This window comes from Glutamicibacter sp. AGC84 (assembly GCF_053543575.1).
In genome coordinates this window covers 1-22406 of sequence record NZ_JBLVOC010000007.1, presented here as the reverse complement: position 1 = coordinate 22406, position 22406 = coordinate 1, and the positions used below count along the sequence as shown (strand labels likewise).

Below are 22406 nucleotides of genomic sequence, written 5' to 3'. Positions count from 1 at the left end.
CCCCCCACCGGAATGGTGCTATGGAATTATTGCTGCCGCTCTGTGGCGTCGCTGCCCGGATCGGAGCTGGACTCCGCCGGTGAGTGCGCGGCGGGCTTGGCGCGATCTGCTTCGACCGGTTGCGCCGGGGCCCTGCCTGGCAGGTAGAACGGATCGACCTGCTGCTTGCGCAGCTTGCCCAGGACCACGATCAGCGCGAGGATGCCGGCGATGGCGATGCCGATCGCCAGCCACTGGTGCACGCGCAGGGCCAGCGGCCCGATGGCGATGATTTCGGCCGGGTCCAGGCGCAGCGATTCGGTGAAGGTGCGGCCGATGCCGTACCAGATCATGTAGCAGCAGAACAGTGCGCCGCGGCGCAGCTTGAACTTCCGGTCCAGCGCGATCAGCACGAAGGCGCCCAGGACATTCCATAGCGACTCGTACAGGAAGGTCGGGTGGAAGAGCGTGTCCGCGGGCAGCCCGGCCGGGAAGTTGTAGCTGTCCGCATCGATCTCCAGGCCCCACGGCAAGTCGGTCGGCGCGCCGAACAGCTCCTGGTTGAACCAGTTGCCCCAGCGCCCGGCCGCCTGCGCCAGCAGCAGGCCGGGCACGGCCGCGTCGACGAAGGCCGAGAGCCGGATGCCGGCTTTCCGGCAACCGATCCACGCCCCGAGTGCGCCGAGCGACACCGCACCCATGATGCCCAGCCCGCCAAGCCAGATCTGCGGGATCTCGGCCAGGTGGGCGGTCTGCCCGCCGAGCCCGAAGTAGTACATCGGGTCGGTAATCAGCACATGGTAGAGGCGGCCGCCGATGATGCCGAAGGGGATCGTCCAGATGGCGATGTCCCAGAGCATGTCGGAGTTGCCGCCGCGGGCGCCGAGGCGCTTGTTGGTCAGCCACAGCGCGATCAGGATGCCGGCCAGGATGCACAGCGCGTAGGCGTGGATGGTCAGCGGGCCGATCGAGATCCTGGCGAATTCCGGCGGCGGCGAAGGGATGGAGGCGGGCAAGGCAAGCGCCAGCTGCGCGGCAAAAGCCATCAGGCCCGTCCGCTCAGTTCGGCGGCCAGGGCGCCCACGGCCGGCACTCCCCCGTCACGCAGGGCGGCGACCAGCGCGGTGCCGACGATCACGCCGTCGGCGTAGGCGCCGATTTCTTCCACGTGCTCGCGGCGCGAGACGCCCAGGCCCACGCAGGCATTCTCGGCGCCGGCGTTGTGGGCGGCGTCGACCACTGCCTGCGCGGCGGAGGACACCTCGGTACGGGCGCCGGTGACGCCCATCAGCGACACGCAGTAGACGAAGCCGGAGGACGCATCCACGGTGCGCTGCACCCTCGCTTCGGTGGACGAAGGGGCAATGAGGAACACGCGCTCCAGGCCGTGCTTCTCGCTGGCCTGGATCCATTCGGCGGCCTCGTCGGGCACCAGATCCGGGGTGATCAGGCCGGCGCCGCCGGCTTCGGCGAAGCGCCGGGAGAACTCGTCCACGCCCAGGCGCAGCACCGGGTTCCAGTAGGTCATGACCATCACGGCCACGTCGGTGCGTTCGGTGATTCCGCGCACGATGTCGAAGATCTGCGGGACCTTGAAGCCGTTGGCCAGCGCCTGCACGGTCGCTTCCTGGATCACCGAACCGTCCATCACCGGGTCGGAGTACGGGATGCCGATCTCGATGACATCCACGCCGTTCTCGGCCAGCGCCACGGCGGCCTCGATGCTGGTGGCGACGTCGGGGAAGCCGGCAGGCAGGTAGCCGATGAGGGCCGGGCGGCCCTCGGCGCGGGCTGCGGCGATCTTCTGGGCGCTGGTCACGCGGGTCATCTACTTCTCCTCGGATTTCTGCGAGCCGGAGTTCTGCGCAGTGGCCGCGTTGATTTCGGCCTCGGCGTCTTTTTCGTCGATCATGTTGAACCAGGCGGCAGCGGTGCCCACGTCCTTGTCCCCGCGGCCCGAGAGGTTCGCGATGATGATGGTCTCTTCGGGGACCGCGCCTTCGGCGATCTTGCGCGCCGCCAGGCGGATGGTGCCGGCCAGGGCGTGCGCGGACTCGATCGCCGGCAGGATGCCCTCGGTGCGGCACAGCGCCTTGAACGCGTCCATCGCCTCGGTGTCGGTGACCGGCTCGTACTTCACGCGGCCGATGTCGGCCAGGTAGGCGTGTTCCGGGCCGACGCCCGGGTAGTCCAGGCCCGCGGAGATGGAGTGCGATTCGACGGTCTGCCCGTCCTCGTCCTGCATCAGGTAGGACTTCGCGCCATGCAGCACGCCCGGGCGGCCCAGGGTGATGGTCGCGGCGTGGCGGTCGGTGTCCACGCCGTCGCCGCCGGCCTCGTAGCCGTAGATCTCCACCTCGGGATCGTCGAGGAAGCCGTGGAAAATGCCGATCGCGTTCGATCCGCCGCCGATGCAGGCGGTCACCGCGTCGGGCAGGCGGCCGGCCTGGGCCAGGATCTGCTCGCGGGCCTCGTCGCCGATGACCTCGTGGAAGTAGCGGACCATGGCCGGGAACGGGGCGCCGCCGGCGGCGGTGCCCAGCAGGTAGTGGGTGTTATCCACGTTGGCCACCCAGTCGCGCAGCGCCTCGTTGATCGCGTCCTTCAGCGTCTGGGAGCCGACGGTGACCGGGATGACGGTGGCGCCGAGCAGGCGCATGCGCGCGACATTCAGCGCCTGCCGGCGGGTGTCCTCCGCGCCCATGTAGACCACGCATTCCAGGCCCATCAGGGCCGCGGCGGTGGCCGAGGCGACGCCGTGCTGGCCGGCGCCGGTCTCGGCGATGATGCGGGTCTTGCCCATGCGCTTGGCCAGCAGCGCCTGGCCGAGCACGTTGTTGATCTTGTGGCTGCCGGTGTGGTTCAAGTCCTCGCGCTTGAGGAAGATCCGCACCCCGCCGCAGTACTGCTCGGAAAAGCGCTTGGCTTCGGTGAGCAGCGAGGGGCGCCCCGAGTAGTTCTTGTTCAGGTCCTTGACCTGGGCGATGAACTCGGGGTCGTTCTTGGCCGCTTCGAAGGTCTCGTTCAGCTCGTCCATGGCGGCCATGAGGGACTCGGGCATCCATCGCCCGCCGTAGGCACCAAAGTACGGGCCGCTTGCGTGCCTTAGCGACTGTGCATCGATCGACTGGCGGTGCTCGGAGTTTTCCGGAGTGCTCATCGATTCCCTCTTTCCTCGTACGGAGCTTGATTCGTGGTAAGTCTCGTGCCCCGCCGGAAACTCCTGCGGGGCACGAAAAGCAGTTCTGGGTCCTTCGCCGCCGTGCGCGGCTAGCGCTGCGGCTTGGCGCCGGTACCGGCTTTGATGAACGCGGCGACCGAAGCGCGCGGATCGGCATGCTTCACCAGCGCTTCGCCGACCAAGACCGCGTCGGCGCCGGCCGCACCGTATTGGACGACCTGTTCGGTGGATTCCACACCGGACTCGGCGACGATCACCGCCTGGGCCGGCAGCAGCGGAGCGAGCTTGCCGAAGGTGGCTGGATCGACGTCCAGCGTCTTCAGGTTGCGCACGTTCACGCCGATGATCTTCGCTCCGGCCTTGCTGGCGCGGGCGATTTCCTCCTCGGTGTGGGTCTCCACCAGGGCGTTCATTCCCAGCTGGTGAGTCAATTCTAGGAAAGATGCCAGCAATTCATCATTCAGCGCCGCAACAATGAGCAACACGAGGTCAGCGCCGTGGGCGCGGGCTTCGTAGATCTGGTACTCGTCGACCGTGAAATCCTTGCGCAGCACCGGAATCTGCACGGCAGCGCGTACCGCGTCGAGATCCTGGAGCGAACCGCCGAAACGGCGGGCTTCGGTGAGCACGGAAATCACCGAGGCGCCACCGGCCTCGTATTCAGCGGCCAGTACGGCAGGCTCCGGGATATCTGCCAGCGCACCCTTGGACGGGGACTTGCGCTTGACCTCGGAGATGACACGCAGCGTGGTGTCGCGGGCGGCCTGGTCGGCATGGCCACCGAGCGCGGCGAAAGCATCGCGCGCAGGAGCTGCCGCTGCCGCGGCCTGCTTGATCGCTTCCAGGCTGGTGATTGCGCGACGGGCGCCCAGGTCTTCCCGGACGCCCGCGATGATCTCATCAAGAACAGTCAATTTAGTGCGATGCTCCGCTGCGAGCGCCGCCCACGCCGAAACCGGCTGCCTTCAGGATCCAGCCCAGGAGCAGGCCAACCACCATGATGCCGCAACCGACCCAGACGATGGACCAGGCGAAGTAGGCGAAGGCGATGCCGGCCACGATTGAACCGGCAATCATGGTCAGTACGCAGGCCCACGCTGCGATGGAGTTACCGTGGCCAATCTCTTCGGTGTATACCGGATCGAGCTCGGTGTTCTGCGACATGTTCGATGTCTCCTCATGTTGTGATGCTGCGTCCCGGCAGGGCGTTGCTGCCCGGGACGTTGGTCTTCAGGTTCCATTCTGCCACCTGCGCGCGAGAACCTCCTATTCCGGAAGCCTTCGTTTCGCGCCGGTGGTGCGAATCACGATCCGCTCGGGTTATTTCCGGCCGGCAGTCGGGTCTTCGCCGTCCGAGAGCTGCTCCCAGCTGGCGATGTTGCGCGAGGACTGGTCCTTGGGCTCCGCGCTGGACCTTGCCGCCTGCCGATCGTACTTGCTGGCCTTGGCGGGCCAGCGGCCGGCGAAGACGAACACCAGCACGGCCTGCAGCGCCATCAGCACTCCGGCGAACACCGCGACCGCTGGCCACGCGCTGAGCGTGTACTCGCCGACGTTCTGGGCCAGTCCGGTAGCTTCGGCCACGGTGGTGGAGGCGACGGCCTGCGGATCGCGCAGCGCCCCGAGGCCGGCGGCAACCACGGTGGCACCGGCGAGCAGGCAGATCGCCGCAATGATGTAGCGGGCGATCTTCCCGGCGATCAGCAGCGCCAGCGAACCGGCCAGCACCACCACGGAGACCGCGGTGACCGAGGCGGCCGCTGTGGCGCCGTCGATGACGATCTGCGGGATCTGCACGGAGCTGGAGGCCACATCGACGGTGATCCATGTGCGGGTGGCCGACCAGAGGCCGATCAGTGCGCCGGCCATGCCGAAGAGGGCGAGGGTGCGGGCGCTGGTCAATTTCTTCACTTCGTTTCACCTGATTCGGTGTTGATGTTGTGGGCCGCACGCATCGACTGCGCAGCCCAGACGGCGCGCAGCGGGGCGGCTGCCTTGTTCACGGTTTCCAGGGCTTCGTCGGCGAACTTCGAGTCGTTGACGATGCCGCCGCCGGCTTGCACATAGGCGCGCTCCCCCTTGAGCAGGGCGGAGCGGATGGCGATGGCCATGTCCATGTCGCCGGCGAAGTCCAGGTAGCCGACCACGCCGCCGTAGATGCCGCGGCGGTACGGTTCGTAGTCGTCCAGCAGCTGCAGGGCGCGGGGCTTCGGTGCGCCGGAGAGCGTGCCGGCCGGGAAGGTCGCGGCCAGCACGTCGTAGGCGTCCACGTCATCGCGGGTCTTGCCCACCACATTGGAGACCAGGTGCATGATGTGGCTGAAGCGCTCGACCTCCATGAACTGGGTGACTTCCACGGTGCCGGCCTTGCAGACCCGCGAGAGGTCGTTGCGCGAAAGGTCAACCAGCATCAGGTGCTCGGCGCGCTCCTTCTCGTCGTTGAGCAGCGACTTCTCGTGCAACTGGTCGTCCTCGTAGTTCGCCCCTCGCGGGCGGGAACCGGCGATCGGGTGGGTGACCACGTGCGAATCGTTGACGGTGACCAGCGCTTCGGGCGAGGAGCCGACGATCTCGAACCGTTCGCCGTGCTCGTTGACGAAGTTGAACAGGTACATGTACGGGCTCGGGTTAGTCGCGCGCAGCACGCGGTAGACATCCAGCGCGTCGGCCTGCGTCTCCAGCTCGAAGCGGCGCGAGACGACGATCTGGAAGACCTCTCCGTCCACGATCGCGGTCTTGGACTTGGCCAGCGCCTTGAGGTACTCGTTCTCATCCCAGGAGTGGGTGACAGCTTCCATCAGGGTTTCGCGCGGCACATCGGTACCGGTGAGCACCGCCGCGGCCGAATCCACCGGCACCGCGAGCTGGTCGAGCATCGCCTGCAGGCGGGTGACGGCACGGTCGTAGGCGTCGTCGACATTCTCGTCGCTGCCATCGAAATTGATCGCGTTGGCGATCAGCGTGACGGTGCCTTCGGCCGCATCATGGGCAGCCATGTCTGCTACCAGGTTCATGCTCAGCTCAGGCAGGTTCAGATCATCCGCCGGCGGGTTGGGCAGCTTCTCCCAGTGGCGCACGCATTCCCAGCCGATGAAGCCGACCATGCCGCCGGTCAAGGGAGGCATGCCGGGAACGGGTTCGGTCTTCAGCGCGCGCACGGTGTCGCGCAAGACCTCCACGCCCGCACCGCCGGTGGGCAGGCCAGCTGGCGCATGGCCCTGCCAGTAGGCTTCTGAACCACGGGTGCTCAGCGTTGCCGGGGAGTTCACTCCAATGAAGGAATAGCGGCTCCAGACACCGCCCGGGGCAGCCGATTCCATCAGGAAGGTGCCCGGGCGGCCCTGCGCCAGGGTGCGGTAGAGGCCGATGGGCGTGAGCGAGTCAGCCAGCACGGTGATGGTCACGGGGATGACACGACGGTTCGCGGCCATGGCGCGGAAGGACTCGCGGGACGGGGAAATCTTGCCAAGGGTTTTCATCAGTGTTCTTCTTCTACGTATTCTTCGAGCGCGTGCTGCGATGCGCAGCTGGGCGCGGCATTCCCGGCGCTAGCCAACCGCGTGTGCCGGTGCTTCGAAAGTCCTACTCGGGGCGGTGGCCCACGACGGCCGGCAATTCACGATCGGTGAAGCAGGATTCGGTGCCGATGTGGCAGGCGGCGCCTACCTGGTCGACCTGCACCAGCAGCGCATCGCCATCGCAATCCAGGGCAACGGACTTCACGAACTGGAAGTGGCCGGAGGTGTCGCCCTTGCGCCAGTATTCCTGGCGGGAACGGGAGTAGAAGGTGACCCGGCCAGTGGTCAACGTGCGGTGCAACGCTTCATCGTCCATCCAGCCGAGCATCAGCACTTTCCCGGAGTCGTACTGCTGCGCGATGGCAGCAAACAGGCCATTGGCATCTCGCTTGAGACGCCGGGCAATCGCCGGGTCGAGGCTGTGGGATTCAGGGCTCGGATTCGAGCCGTCGTTAGAAGTAGACATCACCATTAGCATACTGGTTTTCCGCGGAATCCAGAGACCTGTGACGTACCGCTCGCCGACACGCCACGCCGTCTTGGCGACACCTCTTTCACCTTGCACAATTAGTCACTTGGAGCGTGCTAGTTTCAGAGGTGATGCACTTAGTTCAGGCTTCCAGACTTGCGTTGGCCGAGACCCTGCTTGCGGCAGGACCTACCGCCGACACCCTTTGCGACGGTTGGCAGACCCGCCATCTCGCCGCTCACCTTGTGTTGCGCGAAAGCTCACTGCTTTCTGCCGGCATGTTCTTCAAACCGCTGTCCAAGAAGCTCGAGGCGAAGCAGAACCAAATGGTGATCGCGGCGCAGACTCCTGAAGGCTATGCCGGGTTGGTCCGCAGCTTCCGATCGGGTCCGCCCGCTTTCTCGCCGTTCGCCATCGACAAGGTCAACCAGTCGGCGAACCTCTCCGAGTTCTTCATCCACACCGAAGATGTGCGGCGTGCCCGCGGCCAGTGGGCTCCGCGGGTTCTGGACACCGAGTACACCGAACTGCTCTGGCAGTCGCTGACCCGCATGTCTCGCCTGCTGTTCCGCCATGCGCCAATTGGCATTATCCTGACGCGTCCCGATGGCCAGCGTCATGTCGCCAAGAAGGCTCCGAACGCTGTTTCGATTACCGGGCCGGTCACCGAGCTGATGATGTACTCGTTCGGCCGCATCGACCAGAGCCTGGTCTTGTTCGAAGGCGGGGAAACCGCATTGGAAATCGTCAAGGGCTTCAAGCCAGGGCTATAAGGCTCCCTTGGTTATCCACACTCGTGGGTGTGCCGTCCAAGTTCGCGTCGCACCGGCCTAGGATTTCGAGCAATCGATATCCAACAGGTCTGGAGCTTGGCCATGAACACGCGCAGAGTCCTTGAGCATTACCCCAGTGTCGCTATCGCCATCGTGCCCGCGTTCGTCTTGGTTGCCCTGGTATCAGCACTCTTCGTTTCAGTCGCTCCCGCCGATCCGGCGTCCTCGGCTTCATTGCCGACTGCTTCAAGTACCACGCAGGCACCTCCATCAAGCGAACTGGAGCTTCCCGAGTCGGCAGATATCACGTATGAAAAATCGGATTACGGAGTCCAGGACGCCGGAACGTACTTCTTCGACTTGCTCAATTATGAAATCATCTACCAGGACTCCGCCGATTTCACCCCGATAGTTACCGGAACATGCAAAGCGGAACAGTGCTGGAAGACCTTCCGCGAGCAAGAAGACCTCCGAACAGGTCCGGAAGACATGCAAACCGGCGGCTACTACTTCCTGCACACGGACTATATCGTCCGGTTCGACGGTAATTCTGCTTATCTGATGGGCGAGCTGACCTTGTCTGAACGTTCGCTCCTTCGTCCCGATCAGGAAACCATCATTGTCGAAGAACAAAATCTGGGTGAAATCACCATGGGACTTGAATACACCGACACCGGATGGAAAGTTTCTGCCATCGCGCTTGAGAGTCCCCCGAGTAAAGCACCGCTCAGCTAATTGAACGTGCCTGATTTCAGGCTAGGCGATTCCACGAGTCCTGAAATCAAACGTCGCCAGCCGCATCGTTTCACTCCAGACCGTCATCAAACGTGGTTACAGGTAATTGGGATTCGGGATCTAACTGCCCTGAGTTTTCCACAGATTCCTCGAAAACTCTCCACTTTCTTGAAACACGGGCATAGGATGGCGCACAACCTGGCATTCCCAATGATCATGGAGAGTTCGAATGGACACTCGGAAAATTGCAGTTGTCGCGTCCGTTGCAGCAGTTGCACTCGCACTATCAGGCTGCAACGCCGGGAACGCTGAAGGGCCAGCTGCATCACCGACTGAAGCCTCTAAGTCTTCTTCGGCGCCAGGTTCAACGTCGGCTCCGCCGTCGCCGAGCAATACGGAAAAATATGAACCAGCCACGGCAAAAGGTCCAGCGCAAAACGTCCCTGTTCCGAAAATGCCAGAGGCAGCCAAAGTGAAATCGAAGGAAGGTGCAGCCGAGTTCACCAGATATTACTTCGATCTCATCAATTACACTGCCGAAACAACGAAGACTGGGCCGATCAAGAACGTGACTTCTCGCAGTTGCAAGTTATGCGCCGAAGCGATTATCGACTCTGCTGACGAGAGTGCATCAGTCGGTGAATGGCAAGTCGGAGGCGAATACAAGGCATCGGTAATCGACTCTTACATTTCTGCACCAGGAAGGGCCATCGTCACCGCTAGATTCTCCGCAGAACCGTTCGATACTTACATAGTGCCTGATTCTGTAGTTGCGGAATATTCAGAAGTAAAGTCTTCTTTATCAACTTTTCAATTGTCCTTTGACACCAAATGGACAGTTGAAGATTTACTCGTCGCAGAAGAGTAATTCTCATGCTTTATCTTCGCCTAGCAATGGCCTCACTCCTGCTCTTTTCTCCACTCAGTTCCGTTTCGCTAACGGAGCAACAATCAAATCTCGTACCTTGCAAAAAGAAAGAATCACTCGGTCAAAAAGATGTAAATGTAAAGTGGTCATTCTGCCCCAAGAAGGATAGAGACGGAGGCTACCACAGAGAAGATCCGCCAATAACGGAAAAGCAAGAGAAACCGAAATATGATTTCCGTGACTTTGATTCATGCAGCCCTACAAATGATTCCTTCATGGGATGCCGATCGAATCCAGACCTAAAGGTTTGCGACGATGGATCCTATCCGATAATCCGTCAAATCTTGGTCTTGGAAGGGAATGATAAAGGCGGCATCCTGGATTCCTTCCGCGTTTGCCCAGAAGACCCCAAGGACGAAAGAATAGAAAGAATTAAAAAGGAATCGGTCAGCGTCTCGCTCGAACAATTCCGATCATTTCCAATCATCGCTTCGAACATCAGCAGTTCCCCGGCGAAATTTTCGTTGCGAAATGGTCATAGTCATCTTTGGGCAACTAGGGAAGTTCAATCTTTCGACTTGGAGATAGGACAAAGTTCGGTACGAATCAAAGCGATACCGATTCAGTGGAACTGGAACTATGGGGATGGGACTACTCGAAATCTTGATTTCCCTGGAGATCCGATGCCGCATCATACGCTGAGAGATGAAACCCCCACGAGTCACTCGTATGGAGAGACGGGAACTTTCAAGGTCGGGGTGACCACTCTCTACCGCGGAGAATTCAGCGTCGATGGCGGCGCGTGGCAAGCTATACCCGGTCAGGCTGCCGTCGCCAGCGTTCCTATTGAAATTGACGTTTGGCGGACCGAGAAGGAACTGATTGCCAACGAGTAGCCGGGTACAGCTAAGGCCCAGCACCATTTGGTGCTGGGCCTTCGGCTTACGTGCCTAGCGAACTGGGTAGCCAGCTTCGCGGATGGCCTGTTTGACCTGGGCGATCATGTCCTTCGGACCGAAGTGGAAAATCGAGGCGGCCAAAACGGCATCGGCACCTGCTTCAATTGCTGGAGGGAAGTCCTCAGGCTTTCCTGCACCACCCGATGCGATCAGCGGGACCGAGACCTCGGCGCGAACTGCACGGATCATTTCCAGATCGAAACCATCCTTGGTGCCATCAGCATCGATTGAGTTCAGCAGGATCTCCCCCACGCCTCGTTCAGCAGCTTCTTTGGCCCAAGCTACGGCGCACATGCCCGTGCCGGTACGACCACCATGAGTCGTAACCTCGTAGCCCGATGCAATCGTCGGATCATCTGTGCGTCGGGCGTCGAGCGACAGCACGAGCACCTGGGAGCCGAAGCGCTGGGTAATCTCGTTGATGACCTCAGGACGGTTCACCGCCGCTGTATTGATCGAGGCCTTGTCAGCGCCGTTGCGCAGCAGGCGATCGACGTCTTCGGCAGCGCGGACGCCTCCGCCCACGGTCAGCGGGATGAAAACTTCTTCTGCGGTATGGCGAACGACCTCATAAGTAGTTTCACGATCCGCGCTGGATGCGGTGACATCCAAGAAGGTCAACTCGTCGGCACCTGCATCATTGTAGCGACGCGCAAGCTCAACGGGATCGCCAGCATCGCGAAGCCCCGCAAAATTCACGCCCTTCACAACACGTCCGGCGTCAACGTCGAGGCAAGGAATAACACGAATTGCAACGCTCATCAGCGAATGTTCCTTGTCTACTTAGATGCGGCAGGCGTGGATCTGGCTGACCAAGATGGCGCGGGCGCCGACTTCGTACAGCTCGTCCATGATGTTATTGGTCTGCGACTTCTTGACCATGGCGCGCACGGCCACCCAATCGGAGTTTGCAAGGTCCGACACGGTTGGCGATTCCAGGCCTGGGGTCAGCTCGCATGCCTGGTCGGCAAGCTCGCGCCGCACGTCGTAGTCGAGCATGACGTACTGGCGGGCAACGAGCACACCGTTCAGGCGACGGATCAGCACATCCAAGCCGGATGGCTTGTGGCCGACACGGCCGATCATGACTGCTTCGGAATTCAGCAGCGGATCGCCGAAGATCTCCATGCCAGCGGCCTTGATGGTATTGCCGGTTTCTACAACGTCAGCGATGGCATCGGCCACGCCCAGCCGCACCGAAGACTCGATGGCACCGTCAAGGCGAACGATCGAAGCCTGGATGCCGGACTTTTCGAGGTAGTGGCGCAGCAGCACGTCATAGCTGGTGGCAATGCGCTTGCCATTGAGCTGCTGTGCATCGTTGAAGGCGCCAACCGGGGCAGCGAAGCGGAAAGCCGACTTCCCGATGCCCAGCGAGAGCTGCTCTTCGACAGCGTCGTCGACATCTGCATCAAGGTACAGATCGCGACCGGTGATGCCTACGTCCAGGATTCCCCGGCCGACATAGACTGCGATGTCGCGCGGACGCAGGTAGAAGAATTCAACTTGGTTTTCCTCATCGACCAGGACCAGTTCGCGGGAATCGCGGCGCTGGAGGTAGCCGGCTTCCTTGAACATGGTGGAAGCGATTTCGGATAGGGCACCCTTATTGGGTAGGGCTACGCGGAGCATTATTGACTCATTTCGTCATGAATGGCGCTGCGGCGATTAGCCATAAACAAGCGCCAAGGATTAATTCGTTGGCCGTTGTTTCTGCCGCCGTGCGTTGACTGCGACCTGATCGGTAGTGGATCAGGCCGCAATCGCGCGACGGCTATAGATGCTTGTAAACGTCGGCCAAGGTCATTCCCTTGGCGATCATGAGAACCTGAAGGTGGTACAGCAGCTGGGAGATCTCCTCCGCCGCGGCCTCATCGGTTTCGTACTCCGCAGCCATCCAAACTTCGGCGGCTTCCTCGACGATCTTCTTGCCGATGCCATGGACACCAGAGTCGAGTTCGGTGACGGTACGTGAGCCTTCCGGGCGGGATTGTGCCTTGAGCGATAGTTCGCTGAAGAGCTCGTCAAAAGTTTTCACGGAACTTATCCTAGCTGTTTTCTCCGCAGGGGCTGTATTCTGGTGGCCCTTTGTGACAGGGCCACCCGAATGCTAGGGCAGTGCGGCTACCGTCATGACGGCAGCCGAGTAGGCTTCATAGCCTTTGTCCTCGCTGGAGTTTTCCAAGCCAGCGCGGTCAAGGGCCTGCTCTTCGTTATCGCAGGTGAGCACGCCAAAACCGATTGGGGTTTTGGTGTCCACGCTCACATTGGTTAAGCCATTGGTCGCGGCCAAGCAGACATAGTCAAAGTGCGGAGTACCGCCACGGATGACCACGCCCAGCGCGATGACCGCATCGTAGTCGCCGGCAAGGGTGGAGGCAGCGACCGGCAATTCGAAGGTGCCCGGCACGCGGATCAGGGTGGTGCTCGATTCCAGACCGGCATCCTTGGCGGCGCGCTCGGCGCCGTCAATCAGTCCGTTCATGATCACCTCGTGCCAGCTCGCGGCCACGATGGCCACCTTGAGCTGGGAGAACTTCTCCTGAGCGGCCAGGGCCTTCAGCTGTTCGCTGACATCGGCAGGTGCGCCATGCTTGCTCATCTTGATGCTCCTTCTATTCTTCTGGATTCGTGGGGTTCAGGCGCCGTGGTAGGCGTCGGCTTGCTGGTCATCGTCGGTATCGGGAAGATCCAGGTGGTGGCCGAAGCGCGTCTGCTTGGTGCGCAGGTAGGCCGAGTTCTGCTCACGCGGTGCAATCTGCAGGCCGATCAGCTCTGCTACCTTGATTCCCGCGTCATTCAGCTGTTCCTGCTTGTCCGGGTTGTTGCTCAGCAATCGGATTTCGTCCATGCCCATGGCCTTGAGGATGGCAGCGACGGCGAAGTACTCGCGTGCGTCGGCAGGGAAGCCCAGATGCAGGTTGGCGTCCAGGGTATCCATGCCGCCTTCCTGCAGGGCGTAGGCGCGCAGCTTGTTGGCCAGGCCGATGCCGCGGCCTTCGTGCCCGCGGATGTAGATGACGTGACCGCCTTCGCGGGCGATGGTTTCCATGGAAGCATGCAGCTGTTCGCCGCAGTCGCACCGGTAGGAACCGAAGATGTCCCCGGTGAGGCACTCCGAATGGATGCGCACCAGGTTGCCGGGCTTAGCGCCGTCGGGACCGGCGTGGCTGAGCACGACGTGCTCGTGGCCTTCTGCGGTAGCAGCGCGGGCGGTGAAGTCCCCGAAGGCGGTGGGCAGCTTGATCGGATCGGTCAGCTCGATCTCGTCGTTGACTCGGCGCCAGCGGGCCAGGTCGTCGATGGAGATCAGCGGCAAGTTGTGTTCAGCTGCGAAGACGCGCAGGTCATCCAGGCGCATCATTTCGCCGTCGTCCTTGGTGATTTCGCCGATCACGCCGACCGGTTCCAAGCCGGCGGCCTGGCACAGGTCGACCGCCGCTTCGGTGTGCCCGCGGCGTTCCAGCACTCCCCCGGCCGCAGCTCGCAGCGGGAAAATGTGGCCCGGGCGGGAGAGCTGAGCCGGTTCGGTGGCCGGGTCGGCCAGCAGTCGGCTGGTCAGCGCACGATCGGCAGCGGAAATACCGGTGGTGATCCCCTCGGCGGCATCGCAGGTGACGGTGAAGGCAGTGCCTTTGGCATCCTGGTTGATGCCGACCATCGGGGCCAGGCGCAGCGCGTCGGCCCGCTTGGCGCCCAAGGGCACGCAAATCACCCCTGAGGTGTAGCGGATGGTGAAGGCCATCAGCTCCGCCGTAGCGTGCTGGGCGGCGAAGATGATGTCGCCCTCGTTTTCCCGGTCCTCGTCGTCGACGACCACTACGGCTCGGCCGGCGGCCAGGGCTGCCAGCGCGGTAGGGATGGAATCCAAAGTCGAGGTGCCCATTACTGCTGGCCTCCGAATTCATTCAGGCGTGCCACGTACTTGGCGAGCACATCGACCTCGATATTGATCTTCTCGCCCACTTGGCGGGTGCCCATGGTGGTCTCGGCGAGGGTGATCGGGATGATGCCGACCTCGACCCAGTGCCCACCGGAATTCGTTGCCGGGGAGACTGCGGTAATGGTCAGCGATATGCCGTCCAGCGCAATGGAGCCCTTTTCCGCGGTCAGCGGTGCGTAAGCAGCGTCGATTCCAATGCGGAAGGTGGTCCACTGGCCGTGGTCTTCGCGGGCCAGCACCTCGCCGACGGTGTCTACGTGGCCCTGCACTACATGCCCATCGAGCCGGCCTCCGGCGGGGGTGCAGCGTTCGAGGTTGACCTGGTCGCCGGTTTTCAAGGCGCCGATGGTGGTGCGGCGCAGGGTTTCGCCCATGACGTCGACGCTGAGCGTGTCGCCTTCCAGCTCGGTGGCGGTCAGGCAGACCCCGTTGACGGCAAGAGAACCGCCAAGGCCAAGGTCTTCGGTGTGGCCCGGGGCACGCAGGGTCAGTACTGCCAGATCCTTGCCGCTGAAGGTCTCGATGCCTTCTACGACTCCCTGGCCGGTGACAATTCCGGTGAACATGATTACTCCTTGAAAAGTTTGGGGTTGCTGGCGCTTAGGCGCGGGGCAACGGTTCTAGATGCAGGGCAATATCATCGCCCAGCCGGGTCAACGATTCGTTGCTGGCCGAATCCAGCCGGAAACGCTGCGCGTCACTGAGTGTGGTGGTGCTTGGCATGTTGACCGATGAGCTGCCTGCGCCGATCAGCACTGGTGCTTGGTAGCAGTAGATTTCGTCGGCCAGATCTGCTGCGATGAAGGCCGAGGCGACCGTGGCGCCACCTTCAATCAGCAGATGGGCCAGGCCCAACTCGTTAGCCCGGGCGATGGCCTCTTGCACGTCGTGGCTGCGGATCTGCGACCAATCGCTTCCCTGGGCGAGTGCCAGATCTGCTGGCAAATCGCGTTCGCCCATGACCAGGCGGAAGGGCTGGCGCTCGTGCAGCTGCCCCTCGGGAGTGCGGGCGGTCAGCCGCGGATTGTCGATGATCGCCGTGTTCGTGCCGACCAGGATGCCATCCACGCGCGAGCGCAGGGTATGCGCGTGGTTGCGCGAGGCCTCGGAGGTGATCCATTGGCTCGTGCCATCCGGTGCGTTGATCCGGCCGTCGAGCGACTGGGCAATTTTCACCGTGATGAACGGTCGGCCTTCAGCCTTGGCGATGAACCAGCGGTGGTTCAGCTGCTTCGCCGCGGAGAAATCCTCCAGCTGGGTGGCTTGGGTTCCGTGGCTGCGCAGGTAGTCGGCGCCTCCGCTGGCGGCGGTGTTATCCGAGACCGCGTAGTACACCTGCCCGATGCCGGCTTCCACGATGGCTCGGGCACAGGGACCTGTTCGACCGGTGTGGTTGCACGGTTCGAGGGTCACTACCATCGTCAGTTCGCGGGCCTTGGCAGGAGGCATCTTGCCCAGGCGCCGCAGTGCGTCGACCTCGGCGTGCGGATGCCCCGCCCCGATATGAAAACCGGTGGCGATGATATTTCCCTCGGCATCCAGGACGCAGGCGCCAACCAGCGGGTTGGCCCCGCGGTGGCCGCGTCCGGCGGTTTCCAGCGCGGTGCGCAATGCGGCGTCGAGCTGCTGGGTCGTAATCATGGTGCGGCTCCCCTTTCAGCGTTGGCGCGAGATGGTTGGATCGAGCATTTCGGTTTCAATCTGGGGTTTCGCGTCGCGCTTGGACTTGGCCCAGACGAAGAAGCCGACCAGGGTGAATGCCCCGTAGAACAGGTACATGAACGCGCTGGCGTAGTAGCCGGCGGAGAACAGCAGCGGCACGCCTACGGCGTCGACGGCGACCCAGATCAGCCAGAATTCGACCCAGCCCTTGGCCATGCCGTACGTGGCGAGCATCGAGCCAACGAAGGTCCATGCATCAGCCCAGACAGGTTCATAGGAGCCGAGGAGGCGGAAGATTGGTGTCACGGCGAGGGTACCGAGGATCAGCACGGCGATCAGGCCCAGGCGAGCCTTGTTGGAAGCCCATTCAGGGGTGACGGCGCTACCGGTGCCGTTCTTGGCCTGCTTCCAGCGGTACCAGCCGAAGACCGAGACGGCGATGAACATGATCTGCCGGCCGGCTTGGCCCCAGAGGTTGGCAGTGTATCCGGTATCGAAAATGCTGCCCAGGAACACCGTCAGCAGCAACAGGTTGCCGACGATTCCGATAGGCCAGGCCCAGACTTTGCGGCGCATGCCGCCCACGGCGCTGGCCAGGCCGAAGATATTGCCTACGACTTCGCGCACCAAAAGTGCCGACGAGCCGATCGCAATTTGTGAGTTGAAAGCTTCAATGAGCCACCGCAGGAAATCCATCATTCCACCCTTCTCGAAGCGGCGGCTCCGGGGGTGTGCATTTGATGGGCCTGTGGCTCTGCTTTAGGAGATAGACCCGGTGCGGGCTATCGGCAGTACCAGTAGGCATATCAAATTCGTGCTTCTCCCATCCAGACTTTAACTGTCGGTACCGGAATTTCACCAGTTCAACCGGTCCCTCAGCTTGTGGCTTTGGTTGCGGGTCGCGGACTATCACCGCCGGTTCGGACTTTCACCGACCCCGGAGCACGTATTCGTGTTTACTGAGTTTATTCTGACACACTTTGTGCGCCGCTAGTGACCGCCCAGCGCAAGATTGCGTAATACATCGATTTCCACCGATGGCTCCTGGGCCGAGTACACCGCGGAACCGGCGACGAAGACATCCGCACCGGCCTCGGCGGCGCGCAGGATCGTGTCGCGTGAAATGCCGCCATCAACCTGCAACGCAATCGGCTTGCCGCTGCCGTCAATGGCAGCCCGGGCACGCTTGATCTTGGGAAGGACCAGATCCAGGAACTTCTGGCCGCCGAAACCTGGTTCCACGGTCATCAGCAGAACCATGTCCAGCTCGCCGAGCATGTCCAGGTAGGGCTCAATCGGCGTGGCCGGGCGCAAGGCCATGGCGGCCCTGGACCCGGCGGAACGCAATTCACGAGCCAAGCGGACAGGAGCCGCCGAAGCCTCGGCGTGGAAAGTTACCGAATCCACGCCGAGCTGCGCGTATTCCGGGGCCCAGCGATCCGCGTTCTCAATCATCAGGTGCACATCGATCGGCAGCTTGCTGACCTTGTGCAGCGCATCAACCACGGGCAAGCCCAAGGTCAGATTGGGAACGAAATGGTTGTCCATGACATCCACGTGGACCGCGTCGGCAGTGTGGATGCGGTCCAGCTCGCTAGCGAGGTTCGCAAAATCGGCGGACAGGATCGACGGGTTGATCCGCGCATTACGCATGGATACTCCTTGGAATACTCGGGCTTGGCTAGGCTTTTTTGGTCAGGATTGCCATGAACATGGCGTCGGTGCCGTGCACGTGCGGCCACAGCTGCACGGTGCTCCCATCGCCCAGTGCATGGCCTGCCGATGGCGCGTCCTGATACATCACCGAGGAAACCGCGGCGCTGGTATCCAGCAGTGCCGCGTTTTCGTGGTGCTTCAAGAAGTCTTCCACAACCAGGCGGGTTTCGGCCTGATGCGGCGAACAGGTGACGAAGCCGATGACGCCGCCGACGCGGACCGCGTTGAAGGCTGCAGCGAGCAGCTCGCCTTGCAACTTGGTCAGTTCCGGAATGTCGCGCGGGGCTTTGCGCCAACGCGATTCCGGGCGGCGGCGCAATGCGCCCAAGCCGGAGCAAGGTGCATCGACCATGATGCGGTCGTAGTCCCCTGCATAGTCCAGACCGCCGAAGCTGCGTCCGTCGTCACCGGTGACCATCCAGTAGTCATGCGGCACCGCAGCCAACGAGTTCTCGACCAGGCGAGCGCGGTGCGGAGTGGGCTCGTTGGCAGTCAGGCGGGCGTCGCGCTGCACGGCGATCGCTGCGAGCAGCGCCGCCTTTCCGCCTGGACCTGCGCAAAGATCCAGCCAGTAGCGGTCCTCGCCGGCTTCGGGCAATTCGATAGTAGCCAGGGCGCGGGCCATGACCTGGCTGCCGGCATCCTGGACACGCACGGTGCCTTCCTTGACCCCTGGCACACGCGAGACGTCGCCGTGCTTGTAGGTGGCCGAATCAGCCAGCAAGGTGCCCGGTTCCGCCCCGGATTCCAGGGCGCCGGACAGATCGCCCAGCCCCGGCAGGGACACCAGGTTCACCAGCGGCGCCAGGTTATCCGCTTCCAGCAGGGCTTCAAGTTCGCTGGCGTCGCGGCCATGGGAAATCAGCGCGCCGCGCAAGGCACGGACAATCCAATCCGGGTGCGAGTGCTCGATGGCCAGCCGCTCGGACTCCGAAGCGGCAGCATTGCCCAGCAGCTCAGTCCACTCATCGGCTTCCTTGGCAGAAACGCGCCGCAGTACGGCGTTGATCAGGCCGGAAGGGCCGGCGCCGATCTGCGCACGAGCCAGCGACACGGTTTCATCCAGGGCGGCGTGCTTGGGCACACGCATGGCCAGCAGCTGGTGGGCACCCAGGCGCAGCGCATCGAGGATGGCCGGATCCAGCTCGGCCAGCGGACGGTCAACCAGGGTGGTCAGGATCGCGTCGTAGAACCCCTGGCCGCGCAGTGCCCCGTAGGCCAGTTCGGTGGCGAAGCCCGCGTCGCGGCGGTCAAGCTGGTATTCGCGGATCATCTTCGGCAGCACCAGGTTGGCATAGGCATCCGCGCCGGATACCTCACGCAGGGTCTTGAAAGCTACCAGGCGTGCCGGGTCGGCCGCGCGCTTTCGCTGGCCGGGTGCGGATGCCGAATACTTGCGCGGGCCGGCCTGGCCGCGGTTGCGGGTACGGCCCTGCTCATTGCGGCGATCATTGTCGCGGTATCCGCCGCGTGGTTCCTGTCCGCTCATGCGAAGCTCACTTTCGTTCCCTGGGTGAGCACTCCACGTGCCCAGTCGCTGGCGTTCATCATTTTCTTGCCCGGAGGCTGGATTTCGGTGGGCTGCAGGGCCCAGGTGGCGGTGCCGATGTATACCTTCGGCTGCTTGCCTGGCTCGATGCGCACTTCGCCTGGCGCAAGGTCGGTGATCTCGCGGTGCTCACGCAGTGGACCGAATTTGAAGCGCTTGTCTTCGGCCTTGACCCAGGCGCCCGGGGACGGGGTGGTTCCGTGGGCGCGCCGACGTATTTCCGTGGCGGTCCGGGTGAAGTCCAGCTCCGCATCCACGTCGGTAATCTTCGGTGCGTAGGTGTGCGATCCGGACTGCGGAATGGCAATGGCCTGTCCGGAGTCCAGAGCTTGCAAGGTCTGCACCAGCAGGTTCGAGCCGGACCGGCTGAGCCGTTCGAGCATGATGCCTGCGGTGTCCAGTTCACCAATTCTCTCGGTGACCTGTCCGAATACCGGACCTGTGTCCAGTCCGGTTTCCAGCTGGAAGGTGACTGCACCGGTGATGTCATCGCCGTTGATAATGGAATGCTGCACCGGAGCGGCACCCCGCCAGTGCGGCAGCAAGGAGAAGTGCAGGTTGATCCAGCCATGGGTTGGAACTGCCAATGCCGCCTCCGGCACTAGCCCTCCATAGGCGACGATGGCCGCGGCTTCAAGGTCCAAGGCCGCAAGTTCGGCGGTAGTTTCTTCGGTGATCTTGGCAGCCTTGATGATCGGCAGGCCAAGCTCTGCGGCGCGAGCGGCAACCGGCGATGGGGTCAGCACGCGTTTGCGTCCCAACGGGGCATCGGGACGGGTGAGCACTGCGGCAATTTCAAAACCGGCCTCGTGCAGGTAATCCAGGGAAGTGACGGCGACCTGTGGTGTGCCGGCGAATAAAATACGCATGAGTTAGAACCCCAATCCTGCGCCAAAGCTGGAGCCCAGGGCTCCGGAACGTTTCTTTACGGTGGCGTTAGCGGTCTGCGAGTAGTTGTTGGCCCGCAAGGTGCGCCACGCCGCTTTCTTTTCTTCTGGTGCCAGCCGGTCCAGGAACAAGATGCCGTCCAGGTGATCGGTTTCGTGCTGGAAGCAGCGGGCGAGCATGTCGGCGCCTTCGAGTTCTACCGGGTTGCCGAACTTATCGAAGCCGGTGGCCCTGACATAGCGCCGGCGCCGAACTGGTGCTGCAATGCCCGGGATGGACAGGCAGCCCTCCACCTGGTCTTCCTGGTAATCCTCGCTGAGCTCCAGCACCGGATTCACGATATGTCCGCGTTTTTCGCCAATTTGGTAGGTGAAGACACGCAGGGAAACACCGACCTGCGGTGCGGCAAGTCCTGCACCGGTGACGTTTTCCATCGTCTGATCCATGTCTTCGACGAGCTTCTGGAGCTCCGGGCCAAAGTCGGTCACCTCCTGCGCTGGGGTGCGTAGAACGGGGTCTCCGATGATCCGAATTCCCAAAATCGCCATAATCCGCTGGTACCTTCCCTGCCGTGGACATTGGTATTAGGTTTCGCAATGCCGAAAGCTAACCGTTCCAGTCTACGCGGTGGGCGTGCGACTTTATTGAGCTGGCGGCGTGATTTCGGCCAGTGAGGCACGCGACTGCGCGATCCTGAATGAGGCTTCCCAATTCCGGCGCAAGGCATAGAACTTGGACCAGTAGTCGGGCAAAGCTGGAGGTGGGGCCATGAAGGTGCGTGCCCCGGTCTCGCCCAGGGCTACGGCGAGCAGCATGGCATCGGTCCCGTGCTCCCACCCTTTCCACGTGCCTTGTTCGGCATCGACTACTTGCTCTTCGGCTTTGCATGCGGCCGCGAGCTGCATGATCACCTTGTCGTCAGGACGCTTGACGAAGCCGTTGCGGTCGGTGTTTTTGGTCTTGTAGTCAACGAGACAGGTTCGACCGCCGATCTTGGCGACCAGGTCGATGGTGCCGGCGTAGCCGACGCTGTGATTCCAAACCGTCACCTCGGCGGCAATGGGCTGGACGTTGTAGTCTTCCCACCATTGGTCGAAGTGGCGTGCGAAGCCCAACTCCTTATTCGCTTCGAGCGCGGCTTGGGCTGCGCCCAGGTCATGCTCCAGATCCAGCGCTTGCAGGGCGCGCTGCTCCGCGTAGTTATGCACCCGGTCCCCGCGCATGGCCGCGGAATCCCGATAAGCTTCGGCCGCACCGGCTGCATCTCGCACGAGTGAGCGCAATTGGCGCGGGTCCCCCACCGCTTGCACCAGCCGATGATCATCGGAAAGCGACTTGGCCGCCATGTACCCGGCCCAGCCGGAGAGGTCGAGCTTGTCCATGCCGATGACTGTGGTGATGGATGGGACAATCGCTTCCCCGCCGACTTTTCGGCTGTACATGCGGCCCAGGTCTGTTTGAATAGCCAGTTTTGGTGACGTCATGCACACGATCATGGCATGCACTCGGATTGCTTCGCTCCTAGTCGAGACGGAAAAATCAATTTTCCGCGTAGTTCCGCGGTTTTTAGGCCATGTGAACCAGATCTCAGCGTTTCGATTTGTGGGGATGCGAAAACTCGTATAGAGTTTTTACTCGTTGGAGCGAACGGAAACGTTCAGAAAACAACACATTTTGCGGACATAGCTCAGCTGGTAGAGCGCAACCTTGCCAAGGTTGAGGTCGCGAGTTCGAACCTCGTTGTCCGCTCGCAAAAAGATTCACCGACTAGGTAAAACTAGTCACTCTGACTTCGGTCAGTATGGTGGGGTGGCCGAGAGGCGAGGCAGCGGCCTGCAAAGCCGTATACGCGGGTTCGAATCCCGTCCCCACCTCGCAATGAAGGTTGCTTGATCTTTTTTGCGCGATTGGCGCAGCGGTAGCGCGCTTCCCTGACACGGAAGAGGTCACTGGTTCGATCCCAGTATCGCGCACGGAATCATGGTTCACCAGACCATGGATCTAATAACTAAATATATGCGGTCATAGCTCAGCTGGTAGAGCGCAACCTTGCCAAGGTTGAGGTCGCGAGTTCGAACCTCGTTGACCGCTCTGTGAATTCATAAGGCAATTTTGAATTCTGTCGAGATTCCTTGCGAATCTTCGGCGCGATTGGCGCAGCGGTAG

The 22406-nt window shown here is 62.2% G+C and carries 25 protein-coding genes, 4 tRNA genes and 1 riboswitch; of the genes, 8 read left to right on the top strand and 21 right to left on the bottom strand.

The window, feature by feature from the left end; translation table 11 throughout:
• Positions 1–26: 26 nt before the first annotated feature.
• The 8 genes from lgt to hisI form a co-directional block, all read right to left on the bottom strand.
• A complete protein-coding gene (lgt, locus tag ACNPN0_RS05440) occupies positions 27–1025 on the bottom strand; it encodes a prolipoprotein diacylglyceryl transferase (protein ID WP_286134101.1) in 999 nt (332 codons plus the stop codon).
• Entirely contained in the window at positions 1025–1807 is a 783-nt protein-coding gene (trpA, locus tag ACNPN0_RS05435) for a tryptophan synthase subunit alpha (protein ID WP_133834233.1), read from the bottom strand. Before trpA ends, lgt begins: the two co-directional genes overlap by 1 nt.
• On the bottom strand, positions 1808–3139 hold the full coding sequence (gene trpB / locus ACNPN0_RS05430) for a tryptophan synthase subunit beta (protein ID WP_105656707.1): 1332 nt from the start codon (positions 3137–3139) through the stop codon (positions 1808–1810). It lies immediately after the preceding gene.
• Positions 3140–3249: 110 nt separating this feature from the next.
• Positions 3250–4074 carry an indole-3-glycerol phosphate synthase TrpC gene (gene trpC / locus ACNPN0_RS05425; protein ID WP_105656708.1) on the bottom strand — a complete coding sequence of 275 codons (825 nt, stop codon included), beginning with the start codon at positions 4072–4074 and terminating at the stop codon, positions 3250–3252.
• 1 nt (position 4075) lies between these two features.
• Positions 4076–4324, bottom strand: coding sequence for an HGxxPAAW family protein (locus tag ACNPN0_RS05420; protein WP_105656709.1), 249 nt, complete (start codon positions 4322–4324; stop codon positions 4076–4078).
• Positions 4325–4480: 156 nt separating this feature from the next.
• Entirely contained in the window at positions 4481–5071 is a 591-nt protein-coding gene (locus ACNPN0_RS05415) for a Trp biosynthesis-associated membrane protein (protein WP_402470936.1), read from the bottom strand.
• A complete protein-coding gene (locus ACNPN0_RS05410) occupies positions 5068–6639 on the bottom strand; it encodes an anthranilate synthase component I (protein ID WP_448938333.1) in 1572 nt (523 codons plus the stop codon). Before ACNPN0_RS05410 ends, ACNPN0_RS05415 begins: the two co-directional genes overlap by 4 nt.
• Before the next feature lie 103 nt (positions 6640–6742).
• A complete protein-coding gene (gene hisI / locus ACNPN0_RS05405) occupies positions 6743–7144 on the bottom strand; it encodes a phosphoribosyl-AMP cyclohydrolase (RefSeq protein ID WP_448938332.1) in 402 nt (133 codons plus the stop codon).
• Positions 7145–7278: 134 nt separating this feature from the next.
• Here hisI and ACNPN0_RS05400 point away from each other — a divergent pair, with 134 nt between their 5' ends.
• The 4 genes from ACNPN0_RS05400 to ACNPN0_RS05385 all read left to right on the top strand — a co-directional run bounded on the left by ACNPN0_RS05400 (position 7279) and on the right by ACNPN0_RS05385 (position 10419).
• The gene (locus ACNPN0_RS05400; protein WP_286134102.1) at positions 7279–7920 is read left to right on the top strand and encodes a TIGR03085 family metal-binding protein; all 642 of its coding nucleotides are present in this window, start codon (positions 7279–7281) and stop codon (positions 7918–7920) included.
• 102 nt (positions 7921–8022) lie between these two features.
• Complete coding sequence (locus tag ACNPN0_RS05395; protein ID WP_400288179.1) at positions 8023–8655, top strand: hypothetical protein; 633 nt, start codon at positions 8023–8025, stop codon at positions 8653–8655.
• Between the two features lie 229 nt (positions 8656–8884).
• Positions 8885–9523 (top strand): DUF6318 family protein, encoded by a 639-nt coding sequence (locus ACNPN0_RS05390; protein WP_448938331.1) that lies wholly within the window; start codon positions 8885–8887, stop codon positions 9521–9523.
• Positions 9524–9528: 5 nt separating this feature from the next.
• Positions 9529–10419: a hypothetical protein gene (locus ACNPN0_RS05385; protein WP_448938330.1), complete on the top strand. Its 891-nt coding sequence runs from the start codon at positions 9529–9531 to the stop codon at positions 10417–10419.
• Positions 10420–10473: 54 nt separating this feature from the next.
• Here ACNPN0_RS05385 and hisF read toward each other — a convergent pair whose 3' ends face one another.
• From hisF to ACNPN0_RS05320, 13 genes are all read right to left on the bottom strand, one after another.
• Positions 10474–11244, bottom strand: coding sequence for an imidazole glycerol phosphate synthase subunit HisF (gene hisF / locus ACNPN0_RS05380; RefSeq protein WP_448938329.1), 771 nt, complete (start codon positions 11242–11244; stop codon positions 10474–10476).
• Between the two features lie 21 nt (positions 11245–11265).
• Complete coding sequence (gene hisG / locus ACNPN0_RS05375) at positions 11266–12114, bottom strand: ATP phosphoribosyltransferase (RefSeq protein WP_105656716.1); 849 nt, start codon at positions 12112–12114, stop codon at positions 11266–11268.
• Positions 12115–12256: 142 nt separating this feature from the next.
• Positions 12257–12520, bottom strand: a complete 264-nt coding sequence (locus ACNPN0_RS05370; protein ID WP_038991810.1) for a phosphoribosyl-ATP diphosphatase — start codon at positions 12518–12520, stop codon at positions 12257–12259.
• A gap of 72 nt (positions 12521–12592) precedes the next feature.
• A complete protein-coding gene (gene ribH, locus ACNPN0_RS05365) occupies positions 12593–13084 on the bottom strand; it encodes a 6,7-dimethyl-8-ribityllumazine synthase (RefSeq protein WP_448938328.1) in 492 nt (163 codons plus the stop codon).
• A 36-nt stretch (positions 13085–13120) separates the two neighbouring features.
• Positions 13121–14368: a 3,4-dihydroxy-2-butanone-4-phosphate synthase gene (ribB, locus tag ACNPN0_RS05360; protein WP_133834243.1), complete on the bottom strand. Its 1248-nt coding sequence runs from the start codon at positions 14366–14368 to the stop codon at positions 13121–13123.
• Complete coding sequence (locus ACNPN0_RS05355; protein WP_448938327.1) at positions 14368–14991, bottom strand: riboflavin synthase; 624 nt, start codon at positions 14989–14991, stop codon at positions 14368–14370. Before ACNPN0_RS05355 ends, ribB begins: the two co-directional genes overlap by 1 nt.
• A gap of 34 nt (positions 14992–15025) precedes the next feature.
• Positions 15026–16066 (bottom strand): bifunctional diaminohydroxyphosphoribosylaminopyrimidine deaminase/5-amino-6-(5-phosphoribosylamino)uracil reductase RibD, encoded by a 1041-nt coding sequence (gene ribD / locus ACNPN0_RS05350; protein ID WP_105656720.1) that lies wholly within the window; start codon positions 16064–16066, stop codon positions 15026–15028.
• Positions 16067–16081: 15 nt separating this feature from the next.
• On the bottom strand, positions 16082–16783 hold the full coding sequence (gene pnuC / locus ACNPN0_RS05345; protein WP_105661574.1) for a nicotinamide riboside transporter PnuC: 702 nt from the start codon (positions 16781–16783) through the stop codon (positions 16082–16084).
• 115 nt (positions 16784–16898) lie between these two features.
• A riboswitch (FMN riboswitch) is annotated at positions 16899–17036 on the bottom strand.
• Positions 17037–17077: 41 nt separating this feature from the next.
• Positions 17078–17740, bottom strand: a complete 663-nt coding sequence (gene rpe / locus ACNPN0_RS05340) for a ribulose-phosphate 3-epimerase (protein WP_105661463.1) — start codon at positions 17738–17740, stop codon at positions 17078–17080.
• A 28-nt stretch (positions 17741–17768) separates the two neighbouring features.
• Positions 17769–19292 (bottom strand): RsmB/NOP family class I SAM-dependent RNA methyltransferase, encoded by a 1524-nt coding sequence (locus tag ACNPN0_RS05335; protein ID WP_133834245.1) that lies wholly within the window; start codon positions 19290–19292, stop codon positions 17769–17771.
• Positions 19289–20221, bottom strand: a complete 933-nt coding sequence (gene fmt / locus ACNPN0_RS05330) for a methionyl-tRNA formyltransferase (protein ID WP_448938326.1) — start codon at positions 20219–20221, stop codon at positions 19289–19291. Before fmt ends, ACNPN0_RS05335 begins: the two co-directional genes overlap by 4 nt.
• 3 nt (positions 20222–20224) lie before the next feature.
• Positions 20225–20788 (bottom strand): peptide deformylase, encoded by a 564-nt coding sequence (def, locus tag ACNPN0_RS05325; RefSeq protein WP_133834247.1) that lies wholly within the window; start codon positions 20786–20788, stop codon positions 20225–20227.
• A gap of 93 nt (positions 20789–20881) precedes the next feature.
• Positions 20882–21724 (bottom strand): PD-(D/E)XK nuclease family protein, encoded by an 843-nt coding sequence (locus tag ACNPN0_RS05320; protein ID WP_400342233.1) that lies wholly within the window; start codon positions 21722–21724, stop codon positions 20882–20884.
• Between the two features lie 192 nt (positions 21725–21916).
• Between ACNPN0_RS05320 and ACNPN0_RS05315 the strand changes: the two genes are divergently transcribed.
• From ACNPN0_RS05315 to ACNPN0_RS05300, 4 genes are all read left to right on the top strand, one after another.
• Positions 21917–21989: transfer RNA gene (locus ACNPN0_RS05315), tRNA-Gly, on the top strand.
• Between the two features lie 54 nt (positions 21990–22043).
• Positions 22044–22114: transfer RNA gene (locus ACNPN0_RS05310), tRNA-Cys, on the top strand.
• A 27-nt stretch (positions 22115–22141) separates the two neighbouring features.
• Positions 22142–22213 (top strand) — tRNA-Val (locus ACNPN0_RS05305).
• A gap of 45 nt (positions 22214–22258) precedes the next feature.
• A tRNA-Gly gene (locus ACNPN0_RS05300) sits at positions 22259–22331 on the top strand.
• The last annotated feature ends 75 nt before the right edge of the window (positions 22332–22406 follow it).